This window comes from Pantoea sp. UYEF8, assembly GCF_040546285.1.
Classification (GTDB): Bacteria; Pseudomonadota; Gammaproteobacteria; order Enterobacterales; family Enterobacteriaceae; genus Pantoea; species Pantoea brenneri.
In genome coordinates, this window is record NZ_JBEPNM010000013.1 from 41,313 (window position 1) to 59,043 (window position 17,731).

General features: G+C 54.2%; 13 protein-coding genes. 5 read left to right on the forward strand and 8 right to left on the reverse strand.

Annotated elements, in window-relative coordinates:
- Positions 1–211 precede the first annotated feature (211 nt).
- The 3 genes from ABIB18_RS19775 to ABIB18_RS19785 all read left to right on the forward strand — a co-directional run bounded on the left by ABIB18_RS19775 (position 212) and on the right by ABIB18_RS19785 (position 2,908).
- Complete coding sequence (locus ABIB18_RS19775; protein WP_354475356.1) at positions 212–745, forward strand: SRPBCC family protein; 534 nt, start codon at positions 212–214, stop codon at positions 743–745.
- Positions 746–1,912 carry a zinc-dependent alcohol dehydrogenase gene (locus tag ABIB18_RS19780; protein WP_046289436.1) on the forward strand — a complete coding sequence of 389 codons (1,167 nt, stop codon included), beginning with the start codon at positions 746–748 and terminating at the stop codon, positions 1,910–1,912.
- A gap of 453 nt (positions 1,913–2,365) precedes the next feature.
- On the forward strand, positions 2,366–2,908 hold the full coding sequence (locus ABIB18_RS19785; RefSeq protein ID WP_031378125.1) for a chorismate mutase: 543 nt from the start codon (positions 2,366–2,368) through the stop codon (positions 2,906–2,908).
- 106 nt (positions 2,909–3,014) lie between these two features.
- Here the strand turns inward: ABIB18_RS19785 and ABIB18_RS19790 are convergent, their stop codons facing one another.
- The 8 genes from ABIB18_RS19790 to ABIB18_RS19825 form a co-directional block, all read right to left on the reverse strand.
- Complete coding sequence (locus tag ABIB18_RS19790; protein ID WP_312056605.1) at positions 3,015–4,019, reverse strand: substrate-binding domain-containing protein; 1,005 nt, start codon at positions 4,017–4,019, stop codon at positions 3,015–3,017.
- Positions 4,020–4,048: 29 nt separating this feature from the next.
- Entirely contained in the window at positions 4,049–5,458 is a 1,410-nt protein-coding gene (locus tag ABIB18_RS19795) for a sucrose-6-phosphate hydrolase (protein WP_312760015.1), read from the reverse strand.
- Positions 5,458–6,828, reverse strand: coding sequence for a sucrose-specific PTS transporter subunit IIBC (locus ABIB18_RS19800; RefSeq protein WP_046289434.1), 1,371 nt, complete (start codon positions 6,826–6,828; stop codon positions 5,458–5,460). Before ABIB18_RS19800 ends, ABIB18_RS19795 begins: the two co-directional genes overlap by 1 nt.
- 71 nt (positions 6,829–6,899) lie before the next feature.
- Positions 6,900–8,417 carry a carbohydrate porin gene (locus ABIB18_RS19805; protein ID WP_069729827.1) on the reverse strand — a complete coding sequence of 506 codons (1,518 nt, stop codon included), beginning with the start codon at positions 8,415–8,417 and terminating at the stop codon, positions 6,900–6,902.
- Between the two features lie 163 nt (positions 8,418–8,580).
- Positions 8,581–9,507, reverse strand: coding sequence for a fructokinase (gene cscK, locus ABIB18_RS19810; RefSeq protein ID WP_354475360.1), 927 nt, complete (start codon positions 9,505–9,507; stop codon positions 8,581–8,583).
- Between the two features lie 255 nt (positions 9,508–9,762).
- Positions 9,763–10,746: a ParB family protein gene (locus tag ABIB18_RS19815; protein ID WP_354475362.1), complete on the reverse strand. Its 984-nt coding sequence runs from the start codon at positions 10,744–10,746 to the stop codon at positions 9,763–9,765.
- Positions 10,743–11,945 carry an AAA family ATPase gene (locus tag ABIB18_RS19820; protein ID WP_031377930.1) on the reverse strand — a complete coding sequence of 401 codons (1,203 nt, stop codon included), beginning with the start codon at positions 11,943–11,945 and terminating at the stop codon, positions 10,743–10,745. The genes ABIB18_RS19815 and ABIB18_RS19820 overlap by 4 nt, the downstream gene beginning before the upstream one ends.
- An 888-nt stretch (positions 11,946–12,833) precedes the next feature.
- Positions 12,834–13,559 carry an SDR family oxidoreductase gene (locus ABIB18_RS19825; RefSeq protein ID WP_354475364.1) on the reverse strand — a complete coding sequence of 242 codons (726 nt, stop codon included), beginning with the start codon at positions 13,557–13,559 and terminating at the stop codon, positions 12,834–12,836.
- A gap of 321 nt (positions 13,560–13,880) precedes the next feature.
- Between ABIB18_RS19825 and ABIB18_RS19830 the strand changes: the two genes are divergently transcribed.
- Positions 13,881–14,318 carry a LysR substrate-binding domain-containing protein gene (locus ABIB18_RS19830; protein ID WP_354475366.1) on the forward strand — a complete coding sequence of 146 codons (438 nt, stop codon included), beginning with the start codon at positions 13,881–13,883 and terminating at the stop codon, positions 14,316–14,318.
- Positions 14,319–16,220: 1,902 nt separating this feature from the next.
- Positions 16,221–17,297 carry a RepB family plasmid replication initiator protein gene (locus tag ABIB18_RS19835; protein WP_031377929.1) on the forward strand — a complete coding sequence of 359 codons (1,077 nt, stop codon included), beginning with the start codon at positions 16,221–16,223 and terminating at the stop codon, positions 17,295–17,297.
- Positions 17,298–17,731: the final 434 nt, after the last annotated feature.

Here is a 17,731-nt window from a genome sequence, read left to right on the forward strand (position 1 = left end):
AAAACAGATGCCTCTTTGCTGCAGGCATTATACATAATCCCGCCGTCCGCAACGGGGTTTTCCTGCGCCCCGCACCGCGCTGTCCGATACATAACCTGCGGCCAGACCTGCCGTACCGCAACGCTACGGCTTCGCTCGCAAAATTCCGCAGGCTGTTCTTAACTCATTTTCAGTGATTTCCGTTCGACTGAGCCTGCTATCGGAGGACCTTTTGGCCAAAAAACCTCAAACAACCGCCAGCGATAATACGCTTACGCTCCGGCGCTGGATAACCGTCGGTCGTCCGGCGACCGAGCTTTTTTCCCTGTGGCTGGAGCCGGATACTCTGCCGCGTATTATGAGCCACTTTGCCACGGTGACGCCGGTCAATAAAAGCGATGCGCACTGGCAGATCGAAGGCCCGCTGGGTAAACACTACGCCTGGGAGAGCCGGATTGTCGAAGCCCAGCCGGGCGAAATTATTGCCTGGCGATCGCTGGAGGGTGCCGACATCCCTAACGAAGGCGAACTTCTGCTGCGCCCGGCGCCCGGCGAATGGGGCACTGAACTGGCGCTCACCCTGCGTTTCATCCCGCCGGGCGGCGCGCTGGGGAAAAAGGTGACCAAAGCGTTTGATCTGTTGCCGAAAGAGGTGGCCAGCAAAGCGCTGCATCGCTTTAAAAGCCTCGCCGAGACCGGAGAGATCGCCACGCTGGATGGTCAGCCTGCTGGCCGCCACGCCGAACGTCAGGATAAGGAGAAATAAATGCGCGCACTATGCTGGAATGGCGTTAACGATTTGAGCGTTGAGACCGTGGCCGATCCGGGCCTGATAAATCCTCATGATGCGATTGTTCGCGTCAGGCTGACCACCACCTGCGGCTCCGATCTGCACGTAATTGATGGCCTGATCCCGAGTATGCGCGAAGGTGACATCCTCGGTCATGAATTCATGGGTGAAGTGGTCGAAGTCGGCAGCGCCGTAAAAAATATTCGCCGCGGCGATCGGGTGGTAGTGCCCTCATTTATCTCCTGTGGTTCCTGCTGGTATTGCCAGCATCATTTACCTTCCTGTTGTGACAACACCAATCCGCAATGGGAGAAAGGAGAAGCCGTACTCGGTCATCCGACCGGCGGTATTTACGCCTACAGCCACGCCTTTGGCGGCTATGCCGGATCGCATGCAGAATATGTGCGCGTGCCGTTTGCCGACAATGATTGCTTCGTGGTGCCCGAGGGCGTGACCGATGAACAGGCGCTGTTTCTCTCTGATGCTGCCCCGACCGGTTACATGGGTGCCGATTTTTGTAATATCCACCCTGGCGACACGGTGGTGGTATGGGGCTGTGGCGGTGTCGGTCTGATGGCGCAGCAAAGTGCATGGCTGATGGGCGCTCATCAGGTGATTGGCATCGATCGCTATCCGGAACGGCTGGCAATGGCGCGCGATTATGCCGGCAGCCTGACGCTGGATTACACCCAGGTGGATATCAACGAAGCGTTACTGGAATTAACCGGTGGACGTGGCCCGGACAGCTGCATTGATGCGGTCGGTATGGAAGCCCGGGGCGAAGGATTGAGCCAGGTTTACGATAAAACCAAACAGATGCTGCATCTTGAAACCGATGTTGGCGCGGCACTGCGTCAGGCACTCTACGTCTGCCGTAAAGGCGGCAACATTGCCATTCTCGGCGTTTACGGGGTGATGGATAAGTTTCCGTTAGGCCTGATGATCAACAAGAGCCTGACAATCCGTACCGCTCAGCAGCATGGACAACGTTATATGCACCGCCTGCTGGAACACGTGGCCCGCAATGAACTGAACCCGGCTTTTATGGCGACGCATCGCTTCCCGCTGGAACAGGCACCGCGGGGTTACGAGATGTTCAAACACAAAGAAGATGGTTGCGTCCGCGCTATCTTCGTCCCCTGACTGACTGCGCCGCCACGATCGGCGGCGTAGCCCTCATCCTCAGCACATCACTGGCAGCCTGATGCTGACCGATCCGGATCGCAACATCAGGCTCCACTGGCGGCCTATTAGCGGGTAGTGGCTTTACTGCACCCGGCCGTAGCAACCTTCTCCACCCTGCCCTGTCGCCCTTCGCTTAGCGCATCCCTGTCTGACAATAACTGGAGCTGCGCTGGCGGCAACATCATTAATACCGGCTGTTGAGCAACACCGGCTGCGGCGGGATAAACCTGTCAGCGTGGCATAGCAACATGAAGATTGTGTGACGTTAAAAGACGAAAAACCCATCAGGATTAATCACCTGCGCTAGCGCACTGACACCGTTTGCAATTCATACTTTGAAAACAAAATAATTACCTTCGGCGATTTTTTCATGACTAAATTAGCGCCAGTTTTCATTAACGGAGCGGGCAAATGACGCATTTTACGACGATTCTTTTCTCTTCACTGTTTGTGTGCTGTAACGTTTTTGCCGGGCCGGTCTCTTCCGTTGCGCTCGGCACGCTTTCCACTGCATTAAATGAACGGATGCAGGTGATGAAAGAGGTGGCTGGCTACAAAGCACAGCATCATCTCCCGATCGAGGATTTGCCGCGGGAACAGCAGGTGATGCAAAGCATGCTGAAAAACGCTGAGCAAGCCGGACTGGAACCCCATTCGGTGGAACCGTTTGTTCATGCCCTGATGAATGCCAGTAAGGCGATTCAATATCGTTATCGGGCGGACTGGCTATCAGTCCCGGATAACGCCGCCGTCAGGGATCTGGCTGATACCCGGCAACAGATACAACGGCTGGATAGCCAATTGCTCAACGCGATCGGCCAGCAGCTGTTGGCTGGCGGCTTTCCGCACGCCGAACGGGCATGGCTGGCCTCGCAACTGACGGCGGCCAACCTGAGCGAAGGCGATAAAAATAGCCTGCTCACGTCGCTCGCCAGCATCCGGCGCAGCCAGTAACATTAATCCGGCCGCTGATTCAGCGCATTAAGCCGCACGACGCCAATCGATAGTTGCCTCTGCCAGCGGGAGTCGCGTTGCTGGCATCGATTAACCTGCGGCGGCGTTAACAGCGCAGACGAAGCGTCGCAGGCAGTACCAGCTGGCTGTTTACTGGCTCATCGCCGCGGATCAGGCTGGTCAGGATCGCGAAGCAGGCCTGCGCCAGCTGCGGCACGTTTTGCTCGACTGTGTCGATGGGGATGGAGAGGGAATCATACAGGTAGTGATCGTCAAAACTGGCAATGCGGATGTCGCTGGTCAGCAAGCGGTGCTCGCTCATATAGCGCAGAACGCCCTCCAGCAGGCCGCAGGCGGCGGTAAACAGCGCTTTCGGCGGCCGCCCCAGCCGTTCGCACAGGGTGGCAAACATCTCATAACCGCTGGCCGGGTGATAGTTACCCTGAATAATCCATTCCGGACGCAGCGTAACGCCAGCACGCGTGAGTCCCTGGCTGAAACCCGCCAGGCGATCCTGGGTTGGTGACAGATCGGGCTGACCGCCAAGAAAGTAGATCTCATCCGGACTGGCGCGCGCCAGCCTTTCAACCAGATCGGCGGTGGGCGTGATGGCATCGGTGATCACCCAGGGTAAGCGCGTGTCGCTGATGCGACGGTCAAACAGCAGCACCGGCAACTGCTCGCTAAGGGTGACGTAATCACTGTCGCTTAACATGCTGGATGCGACAATCAACCCGTCGACCTGGCGCGATACCAGGTTATTGACCACCGCCATTTCCTGCCCGGCATTTTCATCGGTACAGGAGATCAGCAGCTGCAATCCTGCGGCGCGGCACAGATTTTCCAGCGCATGAGAAAACGCAGCGAAGCCATGGTTGGTGATTTCCGGCACCACCAGTCCCAGCGTATGGCTGCGGGCATCGTGCAGCATCCGGGCATGAATGCTGGGCTGATAGTGATGCTGTCGGGCAAGCGCCAGCACCCGTTCACGCGTCTCCTTCGCGACCCGCAGTTCTTCTCCGCGGCCGTTGAGCACCAGGCTGGCGGTGGCTTTACTCACCCCCGCCAGCGTGGCAATGTCACTGATGGTAACGCGTTTCGTTTTTCTCACGGCAAGGCATCGTCTAAGGAAACAAGCGCTTATTCTACCATGCAGCGACGTAACGACCAGTAGTGAGCCTGCAGTTCTGCGCGGCCACGCAGGGTTAACCACGCCGGCTGCGTCGGAAAATAACGGCTGCTCATCACCCCTTCGCCATCATTGATGAAAATCTCAACGCTGGAGTGATCGCACAGGATCTGTAACCGGCTGGCGGCGCCCGTCCAGTAGCGGTAGTGCCATTCACCCGTGACCAGACTGCGACGCGCCAGCTGCAGTGCATCCTGCTGCCACGTCACGATCAGCGTGTCGGCAAAATTGAGTTCGATTCCGCCCTGGCTTTCCAGCAGCAGTTCCAGCCGCTGCGCATCGATCGGAGGCGCGTCATCAGCACGTCCCTGATAAACCTTTCCGGCTTCGCGCAGCGCCTGCAGCTCGGCGATCGGTTGCTGACAGAGCTTGCCATCCCGGGAACTGAGTTCACGCAGGCAGGTCATCTGGTGGATCCAGTGATGAGCAACGGTGGGCTGGGCCATCTCTTCCCCATCGGGCGTGCCCATCCATCCCACCAGCAACCGCCGCCCGTCAGCGGTCAGCGTGGTCTGCGGCGCGTAAAACTCGAAGCCGGCGTCCAGTTCGTGCAGCGGGCCGTGGTGATAGGCCGGCGTCTGATCATCGAGCGTGCCGCTCAGCCAGGCGCTCGGGTGACTGTTGAGAAAGCGTTTTTCCTCGCGCGCCACGCCCTGCGGGCAGCAGATCAGGTAAGTGCTGTCGCCGAGAGTAAACATATCCGGGCATTCCCACATGTAACCCGCCGGCCCGAGACCGCCCAGCCCGCTGCCCGCTATCTCGCCGAGCAGTTGCCACTGCTGCAGATTTTCCGCCCGCAGCAGCAGCACTTTACCCTGCAACTGCCGATCCTGAGCGCCCAGCACCATGTACCAGTGGTTACCCTGTCGCCAGACTTTCGGATCGCGGACATGTCCGGTGTAGCCCTCTGGCAAAGCAATAACCGGCCCGAGCTTATCAAATCCTGCTGCGCTATTTTGCTGAGCCAGGCACTGCCACGCAGTGCGTGTGCCGTCGTCAAATTTCACGTTGCCGGTGTAAATCAGCGTCAGAACGCCATCGTCATCGACCGCACTGCCGGAGTAACAGCCGCTACGGTCATACGCTTCATCCGGCATCAGCGCAATCGGCTGATGTTGCCAGTGCAGCAGATCGGCAGAGCGCCAGTGTCCCCAGCATTTATGTTTATGCTCGCACCCCAGCGCATTCCACTGATAAAACAGATGATAATGACCGTCAAAATGGATAAATCCATTCGGGTCGTTAAGCAGTCCGGTAACCGGCGCCAGATGCCAGCCGGGATAATGATGGTCGTTAAGCGCAGCAGGCATCTTCTGCATCACCGCCTGCAGGATAGCCGGCAAAAGTGTCGATGAAGCCATTATTCAGCATCCGTATTGTATTTAAGCAGGTAAGAGACCACGAACGCCGTGGTGAATGCGATCGCCACGCCGATGCCATAATTGAACAAGGAACCCGCCTTGACGATTGCCATGCCTGGCAGCCCCGTCAGCCCGACGGCTGTCATATAGACATGCACGGAAACCACCCAGGCACCGCCCAGCGCGCCACCGATCAGGCCGGCTATAAAGGGCTTCATGAAGCGCAGATTAATACCAAAGATTGCCGCTTCCGTGATCCCCAGCAGCGCTGAGAATGCCGAGGGCAAGCTAATCGCTTTTATCTTCACATCTTTAGTTTTAAACCACACCGCCAGGCAGGCACCGCCCTGAGCCACGTTGGCCATCGCCCAGATCGGCAACAGGAAATTAACGCCAATGGCGGGATTTCCCAGCAGTCCGGCTTCAATCGCATGGAAACTGTGGTGTACCCCGGTAATCACGATCACCGAATAGAGCCCGCCAAACACCAGCCCCGCCAGCCAGCCCGCGTGGGCTATCAGGGTGCTGAGCACCAGAGAGATGCCGTCCCCCAGCATACGACCAGCCGGTCCGATGATCAGCAGCGCGATAAAACCGGAGATGATCACCGTCAGGAACGGCGTCAGGATCAAATCCAGTGCATCAGGAATAATCCGGCGCAGCTGCTTCTCCAGTACGCTCATAAACCACACCGCCAGCAGCACCGGAAACACCGTGCCCTGGTAACCGATCATCGCCACTTCGATACCGAAAAAATTCATGGTATGGAAGCCCGAAGCCACGCCCCAGGCGTTAGTCAGTGCCGGGTGGGTCAGAATGCCGCCAAGGGTTGCGCCAAGAAACGGATTGCCGCCAAACTCACGAGCAGCGGTAAAGCCGATCAGGATCGGCAGGATAATGAAGGCGGCGGAACTGCACATATCCAGCATGATGTAGAGTGCGTTATCCGGATTGACCCAGCCGTAGGTTTTCACCATGCCCAGCAGCCCCATCAGCAGGCCGGATGCCACGATGGCCGGGATAATCGGCACAAAGATATTCGACAGCAGACGGGCGATACGCTGGAACGGATTAAGCTTGCGCGCCGCGATATCCGCCGCTTCAGATTTGCTCGACTCGCTAATCCCCGCTTCAGCAATAAATGCGGCATAGACCTTGTTGACCACACCGGTGCCAAAAATCACCTGCAGCTGCCCGGCGTTGCGGAAGCAGCCTTTTACGCCCTCGATCCGGCCAATCGCCGCGGTGTCTGCCTGGCTGTCGTCCGCCAGCACCAGCCGCAGGCGCGTAGCGCAATGCGCCGCGCTGGCGATGTTCTCCCGGCCGCCCAGCAAGGGCAGTAGCGCGCGGGAAATTTTTGCATAATCCATATTAACCTCTGTCTTCTGGTTTCATTTTTATTGGTGCGGTTGCCCAGCCCCTGCAGGCTGGGGCTGTCTGGTCAGAACCAGGTTTCCATCTGAACGCCAAAGTTCCATTCCCCTCCGGCCTCAAAACCCTTACTGCCAAAGGCATCATCACTGGCATAGTTATCCAGCCGGTGATCCCAGTTCATCCAGCTGGCGAACAAGCGGATTTCCGGACGTTTCAGGAAGTCGCCTACGTCTCCGGCTTTCAGGGTGGGTGCGACGGTGAGTTTGGTGAAGCTGCCGCTGACGGCATTGCGGTTTCTGTACCCTTCCGGGCGCAGGTCCATGTACTGATAAGAGCCTTCATACTGCATCTCAAAATTTTGAGTCATCTCCTGAATCAGCCGCAGGTTAACGGTCGCCCAGTCGTAACTGTCGCCTTTGACATAGCGATCCTGGCTATGCTGAGCCAGCAGCGCCGGGGCAATATGCCAGCCGTCTCCCAGCGCCGTGATGCCATAGCTGGCCAGACGCCAGCTATCCGCCTGCGGCAGCAGCGCGCCATCTGAACCAACAGATTTCACCTCTGCGCCCAGACCGTGGCCATACAGCAGCGCCGTTTTCGCCGAGCCGTCGGTCAGGCCATAGAAGCTGTCGTTATGCAGTCCGAGCAACGCATGTACGCCGGTGTTCGCCGCATCGCTTTTGATCTTATTTCCGTCAATATCCTCGCGATCATCATTATCTCTGGCCCGCATGCCGCTCATCATCAGCTGAACCGGGCCGACAAAGTTGTTGAGTGACAGGATGTAGTTTTGCGCGCTGTTTTCGTTGTTTTCGATATCACCAAAGGTCCGTCCATACACCGAGAGGTTGCTGCGCACCCGATCACCCCACCTGATGTCGTAAAAGCCGGCACCGGTTCCGGCGAGGAACACCACATCGGAGTCGATCCAGTGAATATCGAAGTTGTCACGATCAAAGCGTTTACCGGCCCAGACGGTGCTGTCTTTAAAGGCACCGTCGAAGGTCGGCAGCTGGCCGATTTCGACAAATGCCTGCCGCAGGTTGAGATCGCTGCTGTCAGCCGTCCAGTCGTTGTAGGTGCGCTGACCGTCGGCCAGCATCGCTTTAAAGCGGGTGGTGGCACCGTTGGTCAGCGTCTGTTTATGTTCCAGATTCAGTTCGACATAGGTGTCAGGCTCATTACCGAGACGCCCGACGTGGCCGCCGGTTTCGCCGGCAGGGGTCAGCGTCGGTCCGCCCTGGGTTTTCGCTGCCGAGCTGTTCATCAGCAGGCCGGAGCGGGCGTAGCCGTGAAATTCAAATCCGCCCGCATCGGCGGAAGGTTTCAGTTCCGGTTTAGCGCTACGTTGCGCAACGTCAGTGGGAGCTGGCGGGGTCTGCTGCTGGACGGTTGCCAGCTGTTGTGCCTGCTTCTCAGCCGCTTCGGCCCGGATTTCAGCCGCGCTTGCGCGTTGCTCCGCGACCTGCAGACGGTGTTCAAGTGCGGCAAGCCGGGCTTCAATCGTGCTGAGGCCCGGCTCTGCCCGGACCGGCACAGCAACGAACAGGGTTGCCAGGGCTAATGCAATCGTGCTTTTTTTCATTGTTTTGCGTCTCTGAGGAAGGGCTATCATCACAAACTTTTTTTGCTAAACCGGTTTAGGCGCGAATCATAATCATGGGTAATTTCATCGCGCAATGAAAATAGCTAAACCGGTTTAGTGAATGTGAGATGGCTCGCAAAACCAGTGATAACAGCCCGGAAAATCAGCCTGTCGGGTCGCTGAGTTGATGCAGCCAGGGTAGTGCCGTCATTGCCCCTTTAGCCATGGTTGCCAGTGCGCCACAACGCTGGGCGCTGGCAAGACTGACGGCTAACTGTGGCTCATCGGCGGGCAGACCCGACTGCGCCAGCTGCCACAACAGTCCGGCGACAAAGGCATCACCGGCACCGGTGGTGTCAATGCTGGCCACCGGCGTAGTGGGATAGTGATAAATCTGCCCCTGGTGACAAGCCATCACGCCCGCCCTGCCCTGCGTAACCAGCAGCAGCTTAATGGCAAAACGTTCAGCCAGCTGTTGCATGCTGTCGGCAGGATCTGCGGCAGAATGGAGGAACTGAAGTTCCTCTTCTGACAGCTTCACCACATCAGCACAGGCCAGCGCCTGATGCACAACCGCATGCAGCTGTGTCGGGTCAGGCCACAGATCATCACGCAGGTTCAGGTCGAAACTGACGAATCCGCCTGCGGCGCGTATACGCTGCATTGCGGTAAGCGTGGCTGTCCGTGAAGGTTCGGCTGACAGCGCGATTGAACAGCAGTGCAACCATTCCCCGGCGCTGAACTGCGGCAGATCGGTTGTCTCAAGAAACAGATCGGCGCTGGGACGTACCATAAAGGTGAACGACCGCTCGCCGGTGTTATCCAGTCCGACCACCACGGTTGAGGTGCGATGAGCGGGGTCGGATTTAAGGAAGGAGGTTTCTACCTGCTCATCAATCAGCGTCTGGCGCATAAAGTCGCCAAACGGGTCGGCCCCTACCCTGCCGATAAACGCACTCTTCCCCTGCAGGCGCGCCACACCCACCGCCACATTGGCCGGTGCGCCGCCCGGACACTGCATTAAACGTCCCGGCTCTTCCGGCAACAGATCGACTACCGCATCACCCAGACACCACACGCGTACTGACATAGAAATTCCTTAAAGTAGATGAGTAAGCTAAACCGTTTTAGCTATAACCGCAAATAGGTCAGGATTCAACAATCAAATTGCAGTAATGGGAGATGTAACGCCGGAATAAGGGGAAGGATGACCGTCTTTAACCTCCCTGTAACGCCGGGTGGGTCAGCAATGCAGCGAGTTTTCGAGCGGGAGTGATAAATAGTGAAGAAAGTGATCTGACCGGCCAGGATAAAAAAACCGGCGGCAGGCCGGTTTTAACGATAATCAGGAATTGTTCTGCTTCATCGATGACAAAATCTGTTTAATCGAAGCATCAATCTTCTCGATGATCTCTTTTGGCAGGCGGCTGAATTCATACTGCACGGTCCGCTTCTCGTCGTTGGTTTTACGGCGCGCATAGGTATTGGCGGTGCTGAAGGTCGCCAGTTTTTCCGTCACCGTCCTGCTGGCTGGCGGCGGCGTTTTAAGCTGCTTCCTGGCGGTTTTGAAGCAGTCGAGAATGGCCGATTTTTTTTCGTCGGCGTTGAGCTGTGCCGGCATCGTATCACGGGTCAGTTTATCCTGAATCTGACTGACCAGGTCATCGACCGCGACCGCTTCGGCTTTGGCTTCTTCCCACACATCAAGCAGCAGTTGATAATCCTGCAGCGTCAGTTCAGCCACCACCGGGAAAAGTTCGATAAATTCAGCCGGAACTGAAGCAGCCTGGAAAGCACGGGTCACTTTGGCATTCGAGATCTCTTCCGCTTTGGCAATCTCCGACTTACTCATGCCCTGCTCGTTCATCAGCATAAAACGCAGTCCCAGCTCGCGCAGGTTATGTTCGCGGGCAGTCTGAATATCTGCGGCCAGCTGACGAGCATCACTGATGCTCAGTTCATCCGCCGTGACCAGCACTTCCAGACTGGCACCAGAGAGAATACAGGCTGCGCGGCGACGGGAGCCATCCATGATTTCGATCCGGTCAGCGGTGATGCGCCCGATGGCCGGGAAGAACTGTTGCAGGGTAATGGTGCGGGTGATCTCTTTGAGCGACTCCGCCGTCAGCGTGCTCTGATCGCGACCGTTGATCTTCGGGTCGACATAGGTCTTTGCTTCGATGTCATCATGCGGAATCAATTGCCGCACAAAGGTCGCCTTCATACCTGACTTCAGGGTAAAGGTGCGCGACTGGCTGCTGCTGTCGATCATGCTGGCAATGGCGGAATCACCGAATTTGCGGCCAATGCGCTGGATGGGTTTGCTCACAGGGTGCTCCTGATATATTCAATGCGATCGAATACAGCCCTTGAGAACTGTTCCGCTTCATATTTAGCTTTGCGTAACGCATCAGCGCTGCCGGGATAGGATGACGGGTTCGCGCTGATCACCGTATCAAACGATTCGCCGCAGCGTTCAAAGCCATCCAGTCGCGGCAGGCCACAATCGAGCATCGATTTGGTAAACACTTCGCGGGCATAACTTTGTGACGTGAGATGGTCGTGCTTGGAGGTCATTTTTGACATGAAGCCAATATTCGCCTTCAGACGTGGCTCAACCCCTTCCGCTTCGATCCGCTCCAGCATCTCTGGCAGACGCGTCAGGTACTTCATGGTTGAATGGAAATCAACCTGAGCCGGCGGCGTTGGCGTCAGCAGCACATCACTGGCAGCAATCGCATTCAGCATAAAGGAATCAAGATGCGGGCCGGTATCGAGGAAGATGAAGTCGTAATCACCTGCCAGACGATCGATGACGTTACGGCGCAGAACTTCAGAAGGTGCAACGCCAGGCAGATGCTGGGCGACCAGTTCTTCCCAGTCACTGGCGACAAAACCGTCATCAATCGAGGCGGGAATGACATCCACGCCAGGCATCACCGTCGGTTTGATAAACTGCTCACGCAGCTGGTCAGCGTCCAGATCGTTCAGCATCGCCTGAGCGGCAGTTTCCAGCACAGAGCCGACACTGTTGGTGTGGCTGAGAAACATGGTGCTGGATGCCTGCGGGTCGAGGTCGATAACCAGAATACGCAGGTCATTGTGCAGCATCGAAGGATGGGCGCGCATACCGTGGGCCAGCGTTACGGTGCTGACCGTTTTGGAGACGCCACCTTTGAGGCTGACCACAAAAATCACAAACGGGCCTTCGTGCTTGTCGCGGTATTTTGGCACCTTGCGATGCTGATAAATATCGACCACATTCTGGATGGTTAATGCATATTGCGAGGTGCTACCGGTTTGCTTCTTGCCAAACTGATAGCCGGCTTCTTCCATGTCACTGATGGCAGCAACCACGGCATGCTTACTCAGCAATGGCATATTAGCGACGGCATTGCGTGAGAAAGTCTGATAAAAACCGGTCTGGTTAAATTCCTGACGCTGCTGCTCAATGTGATTGCTCAGCCCGTGCAACATGGAGTTGGCACGCGTTGCCATCTCCAGCACACCACCATAGTCACGCTTCATAAGCCCCTCTGCGTTAATGTTTTTTTGCATACTACACAAAAAGCGACTATCTGCCAATTTTTTAGAAAAATGCCAAAAACCTGGATTTTTTACTATCGGATGGAATGCTTCGGCAGAGTCAGCCAGCGTAACCGGCTTATCATCCAGATCGGGTGACTACAGCAGGGAGTAGCGGGGAAGCCTGGCTAATACACAGTAGCCGAACTCAGGCAGGGATAAGCGGCAGACGAATCTTCGTTGGTGCTGTTATTAAAAACTTCTGCGATCTCATTTGTCTGGGCAGGAACCGCAGCCAGCATACAGCGTAATAACAGGACAGGATCCTGGTCAAAATGGCGGGTGAAAAAGGGTGTTTTCATCGTGAAAATCTAAAAAAATAATTATTTATTTCAGGATCTTACACGTAAATTTCCCTGGTGAGATTTTGGTAAAGAAACGGTCAGCACAAGTCGGAAGATAGAGTAAAGAACAGGAGAGCGCCCGCGAGGCTTTTAATGGCATCAGTGACGGTAAATCTCTCATATCCACGGTTAAACCGCGCATAAATAGTAACAGGATAGTTTAGCCTGTTGAGATGTTCCTTTACCGACGGTAACAACGCGTCATGGCGATTAAGCCATTTCCGTGAGGAGAGCGGTCGCAAAATTATAATGACAAGACAGATTGCTCACCTGACTATTTGCCTGGTTTCCCGTTCTTCCTTTCTCGCTTTTTATACGTTGTATCATCTGGACCGAAAGAACGTGGTTAGCGCCGGGTAGAGAACAAAAGCGGACGAGTCAGCAGACGCGGCAATGAGATGTTGAGGCGTAAACTTCGCCAGAATATCACCGCCGCTGAGATGCAGACCCGCTCATCATCCTGGTTGTATCTGCTTTCAGCCGGCCTCTACCAGGGTGCCCGATGTTGATCGAAGTAGAATCCGCCGGTAATTTCCGCCGGACTCTGTTCTGCCAGCCAGACAATGCCGGCAGCAGCTTCAGTGACGCTCCGATAACCACTATGTCCATTGAAATCCGTGGCGGTATAGCCAGGGTCGACGGCATTCACGCTGATGCCCTGATCCTTTAGCTGTTTGGCAAAGGCGAGGGTCACCGCGTTAAGTGCAGTTTTGGAGCTGTTATAGCCCAGTTCATTGACCTTAAAATAGGGATGGTTCGGGTCGGAGACCCATTCCAGTGAGCCCAGTCCGCTACTGACCATAATAATTTTAGCGCTGACTGCGGCTTTCAGCAGCGGCAGAAAAGCCTGGGTTACTCTTATGGCACCAAACACATTGGTATCATATACCGCCATAACCTCATCGATACTTTGCTCGCTGGGGTGAGTGCCCAGAAAGCCTGAGATACCGGCATTATTAATCAGAATATCCAGCTGCCCTTCTTCTTTAAACATGTATTGCGCAGCCGCCTGAACGCTCGACAACTGCGTCACATCCATCACCACTATCCGGGTTTCGATACCTTCCGCGATCAGTTTTGCCAGCGCACCCTGGCCCCGCGCTTTATCACGACATGCCAGCCAGATGCGGTAACCACGCAGGCCAAGCTGTCGGGCCGTTTCAAAGCCGATACTTTTGTTGGCTCCGGTAATAAGAACAGTTTTATCTTTCATACAGACTCCGGTTTATTCAGCTTGGGTGCTCTTTCTTCTGCAGAAAGAGACCCGTATTTGCCCTCCCTTTTTAAGCTGATTGATAACGTTTGATAATAGAGGGTAATGTGAATAGGCTGATCGGAAATCCGGACAATAACAGACGGCAACTGTGGATGACCTATCGATCTTCATTATCGTATTCAAAGAAAATGGTTTCCGGATGGCCGCGAAGCAGCTTGGTTTATTGCCTTCTACCGTCTGAGATCGGTGCTGACCGCCGTTTCAAGTACGCAGCAAGCAGTCCGCGGCGTGCTAAAACTGAATGTTACTGGTGCAGTGATGACGGATATCCTGCCCCCCATAATGAACCCTTTCCTCCTGCGCTATCCGCTATTGCGCGTGGAGATTATGGTTGATGACCGGTTGATAGACGCAACCTCAGCAGGCTGTGACGCCGGTATCCGCTATGGCGAGCAGCTGGCAAAAGATAACATTGCCGTACCGATTGGTCCCCGCCCACAGACGCTCGCACTGGCGGCCGCGCCTTCTTATCTGGCTTTGCAGGGTTTACCGTCACATCCGGCTGATTTAGCAGAGCATGACTGTATTCGGTTGAAGTATTCAAGCGGGGCACTGATACCCTTGCAATTTGGATGGCAGGGAAAAATCGTGAGTGTGAATCCTGCCGGTCGCTTAATCATTGGCGTCAATGGTGCCGCTGCCGCTATTGAATTTGCCAGACAGGGCAGAGGGATAATTGCTACCTTCGAAAACTAATTACAGCCCCATTTCGAAACTGGCGAGCTTGTTGCTGTACTGCCAGAATGGTGGTCTGCATTCGAAGGCCCCTGGCTCTATTTTCCCAGCCGGTTCATGTCTGCGCCGTTGCGCGCATTTGTTGATTTCCTCAAACAAGATGCTGTGGCTCAGTCATCTTGACCGACTTAGTACTGTTTCGTAACGGCAGCGTACTGATTGCAGCGTAGAGAGAGTATCGCTTCGCTCTTTTTGCTGTCGGGCTATCTGCGAGTTTCTGCTTAATGACCACTACGCACGCACCAGATCCAAACTGAAATATGCAGACTGTTGAGGTTGATTGATCGGTGTTTTTGCTAATTTCTGGAAAAGCCCCTCTTCTGGCTGATTAAAAAGCTGACTCTTTCAACAGCAGCATTCCACGTATGAACTACCTACTCAAAGGGGAGGAGGAATTGACCTGCTTAAAACGAGCCGGTCTGACAGCAAATATATATTGCCAGCCAGAGAGACCTCACAACCTCATTGAGTGGATATTCCATCCGACAGTGAACTTATGGCCTTCAGAACTCAAACCTTCATTTCTCAGCCACTGTTTAGGGGGAAGTTTCACGGTTTTACTTATGATGGTTTTTACTCACTGCTATAGCCGGATGGATTAACGTAAGCATTGAGCACAAGTTTTGTGCTGAGAATCGCTTTGTTAAGCCTACAGCGCCCATAATAACGAACTCCGCAATCCTGATTTTCAGGGTTAATTCACGGTGTTTTCATCATGAAAATCCAAAAAAAGTCATTTTTAATCAAATGCTTATATTGATATTTCTATGGTGAAAATTTTGTCTGAGAAGGATGAATAAAACGGTTTAGTTGAGCAGGGGAGAGAGTCGCTAAATGTCGTTAAATACTTCTTACCCATGAATCTGGTGCCTGACTAAACACCGGGCTGGTTATCGATATGGCTGACACCGCTGTTAATGCATCAAACCATGGCATTACGCATGCGTCAGGTTTGACGGTTACCTGAAGTGAGTCAGGGCGAAGAGTACAATGCTTCTTTTAACACCTCTGCTGCGAAACGGTAAAAGGTATCAACTTAACCTAATCAAAGCTGTTTTCTCTGCATCTGTTTGCTGGTTAGTTTTATCCAGCGTCAGTACAGTCTCGCCTTATCAGATTTGTGCTTTATTTTCCTTTGATTTGCTCTGGCAGATTAGGGACGGTTTTCAGTCTTAACGTTCGCCCTGGCTATTCCTCAAACCTTCTTGCCAGTTCTCCCACTCTTTTCCCGGTATGTTTACTCTTTTTATCCTCATTATCCACAGGTCAGATCCAATTGTTCGATCCTCTATAGATCAAACTGAGATCCTTAATAGATCCCCGCTACCGCCAGGGCCTTGTAGCATAAGGGCTGAGGAGGTGTTGATAACCACTATAGCGAGAAGAATAACCACTGTGGCAAGTAAAATAACCACTGTAGCGAGAGAAACAACCGCGCTGGCGAGTGACCAATAACCACTGTAGCGAGTAAATGCCCTTTTGCCTGTGCATAACCGGTGTTTCTATAAACAGGCCATAAACCGCATCATCAGCGGATCGCAGCTGAGAGCAGGGAAGTGGGCCGGAGAGTTCATTTTCTTTATCCACCGCAAAATGAGAGCGATTCAGCCGTTTTATCCACCGGTTAGATCCAATAACAGATCCTCATAAGATCATAATAAGTTCCTAAGAGATCCCTATACGGCCTGAGGCCATGGTATCGCTGCTCTGAGAGCGGATCACTAACCACTGTAGCGAGTAAATCAACCACTGTAGCGAGACAAAAAACCACTATGGCGAGTAGATTAACCGCTATAGTGAGTGCTAGTATCCACTGTATCGAGTAACGGCGACTCTCGCTTGTTCACTTCACGGATCTTCCGCATGCCGAAAAAAGAACCAGATATCCTGAACATAGCTGAAGCGTTTAGCGAAACCGACAAACGTACCGGTGAAGTTGTTACCCTGACGCCCAACAGTAATAACACGGTTCAGCCGGTTGCTCTGATGAGGCTGGGCCTGTTTGTTCCTACGCTAAAATCCACCGCGCGCAGTCAGAAAAACCAGATGAATGCGATGGACGTTACGCAGGATCTTAAACAATTGTCTCTGGTCCGATCGGAGGGGTATGACAATATCAAGATCCTCGGTGCCCGGCTGGATATGGATAACGATTTCAAAACGTGGGTGGGGATCATCCGTGCTTTTGCCACGCACGAGTGTCTGGGAGACACGGTAACGCTTTCTTTTGTCGAATTCGCCAAACTGTGTGGCATTCCCTCTGTTCGTCTCTCGTCGAAGCTCAGGAACCGTCTGGACGCTTCCCTGACGCGTATCGCCTCCAATACCTTAACCTTCACCAGCAAGGGCGGCGAAAACTACACGACGCACCTGGTGCAGTCCGCCAAATACAGTATTAAAAAAGATACCGTGACGTTGCAGGCCGATCCCAAGATCTTTGAGTTGTATCAGTTCGACCGTAAAGTGTTGTTGCAGCTCAAAGCCATCAATGAACTGGCGCGAAAAGAGTCCGCCCAGGCGTTATATACCTTCATCGAAAGCCTGCCGCCGAAGCCTGCGCCAATATCAATGGCCCGGCTGCGCGCCAGACTTAACCTGACCTCTCGCGTGATCACGCAAAATGCGACCGTCAGAAAAGCGATGGAGCAGTTGAAAGAGATCGGCTACCTCGACTACACCGAAACCAAGCGCGGCTCGTCAGTCTACTTCTGGGTCCACTATCGTCATCCGAAACTGCGGCCGGCAGAACTGCCGCTCAGTCAGTCAGGTTTAATTGACGATGATATGGATGATTATGACGATATCGACAGCGATACGGAGCTCATGGATATGAGTCTGCCGGATATCATTCCGGAAGAGGAGGAGAGCAGTGAGCTGGTGATGGTGTCGCGTGAAGAGAAAGAGCTCCTGAATAAAATCCGTAAAGAAAAAAAAGGCTAACTGCCTTGCGACACCAGCCGCGAGAATGTGAGCAATGTCGCAAACTAACCACTGTAGCGAGAAGGCTACCGTTTCAGGTAACCGCTGTAGTGAGTACTAACCACTATGGTGAGATAGATCACTCGCTATAGTGGTTATTCATTTCCTCCTTGGTGCCTGCTTACCTGCTAAGCCTTGCCATGTCTGCTGTTATTGATCACTGACACGGTTCTCCCCGCTATGCTGCTCTCGTTCAGCCTGCTGCTACCAGCCAGCGCGTTTGCGATGCTCATCACAGTGGTTATCCGTATTGGTACCACATACGCTGAAAAGGGAGCCTTGCCTGTGGTTCTGCTCCTGTGCAGCTTCACACGTCGCTCGTCAGTCTTAACGTTCTCGCTATAGTGGTTGTCAGCCACATCTGCCTTGTCTAAATCCTCTTTTAACTGCCTGAA

What these genes read in the sequence shown, in the direction of transcription:
- ABIB18_RS19830 (WP_354475366.1), top strand. Translation starts at nt 13,881, where the DNA reads ATGACGGATATCCTGCCCCCCATAATGAACCCTTTCCTCCTGCGCTAT.
- ABIB18_RS19835 (WP_031377929.1), top strand. Translation starts at nt 16,221, where the DNA reads ATGCCGAAAAAAGAACCAGATATCCTGAACATAGCTGAAGCGTTTAGC.
- cscK (WP_354475360.1), bottom strand. Translation starts at nt 9,507, where the DNA reads ATGTCAGTACGCGTGTGGTGTCTGGGTGATGCGGTAGTCGATCTGTTG.
- ABIB18_RS19805 (WP_069729827.1), bottom strand. Translation starts at nt 8,417, where the DNA reads ATGAAAAAAAGCACGATTGCATTAGCCCTGGCAACCCTGTTCGTTGCT.
- ABIB18_RS19795 (WP_312760015.1), bottom strand. Translation starts at nt 5,458, where the DNA reads ATGGCTTCATCGACACTTTTGCCGGCTATCCTGCAGGCGGTGATGCAG.
- ABIB18_RS19820 (WP_031377930.1), bottom strand. Translation starts at nt 11,945, where the DNA reads ATGAAGCGTGACTATGGTGGTGTGCTGGAGATGGCAACGCGTGCCAAC.
- ABIB18_RS19825 (WP_354475364.1), bottom strand. Translation starts at nt 13,559, where the DNA reads ATGAAAGATAAAACTGTTCTTATTACCGGAGCCAACAAAAGTATCGGC.
- ABIB18_RS19800 (WP_046289434.1), bottom strand. Translation starts at nt 6,828, where the DNA reads ATGGATTATGCAAAAATTTCCCGCGCGCTACTGCCCTTGCTGGGCGGC.
- ABIB18_RS19780 (WP_046289436.1), top strand. Translation starts at nt 746, where the DNA reads ATGCGCGCACTATGCTGGAATGGCGTTAACGATTTGAGCGTTGAGACC.
- ABIB18_RS19785 (WP_031378125.1), top strand. Translation starts at nt 2,366, where the DNA reads ATGACGCATTTTACGACGATTCTTTTCTCTTCACTGTTTGTGTGCTGT.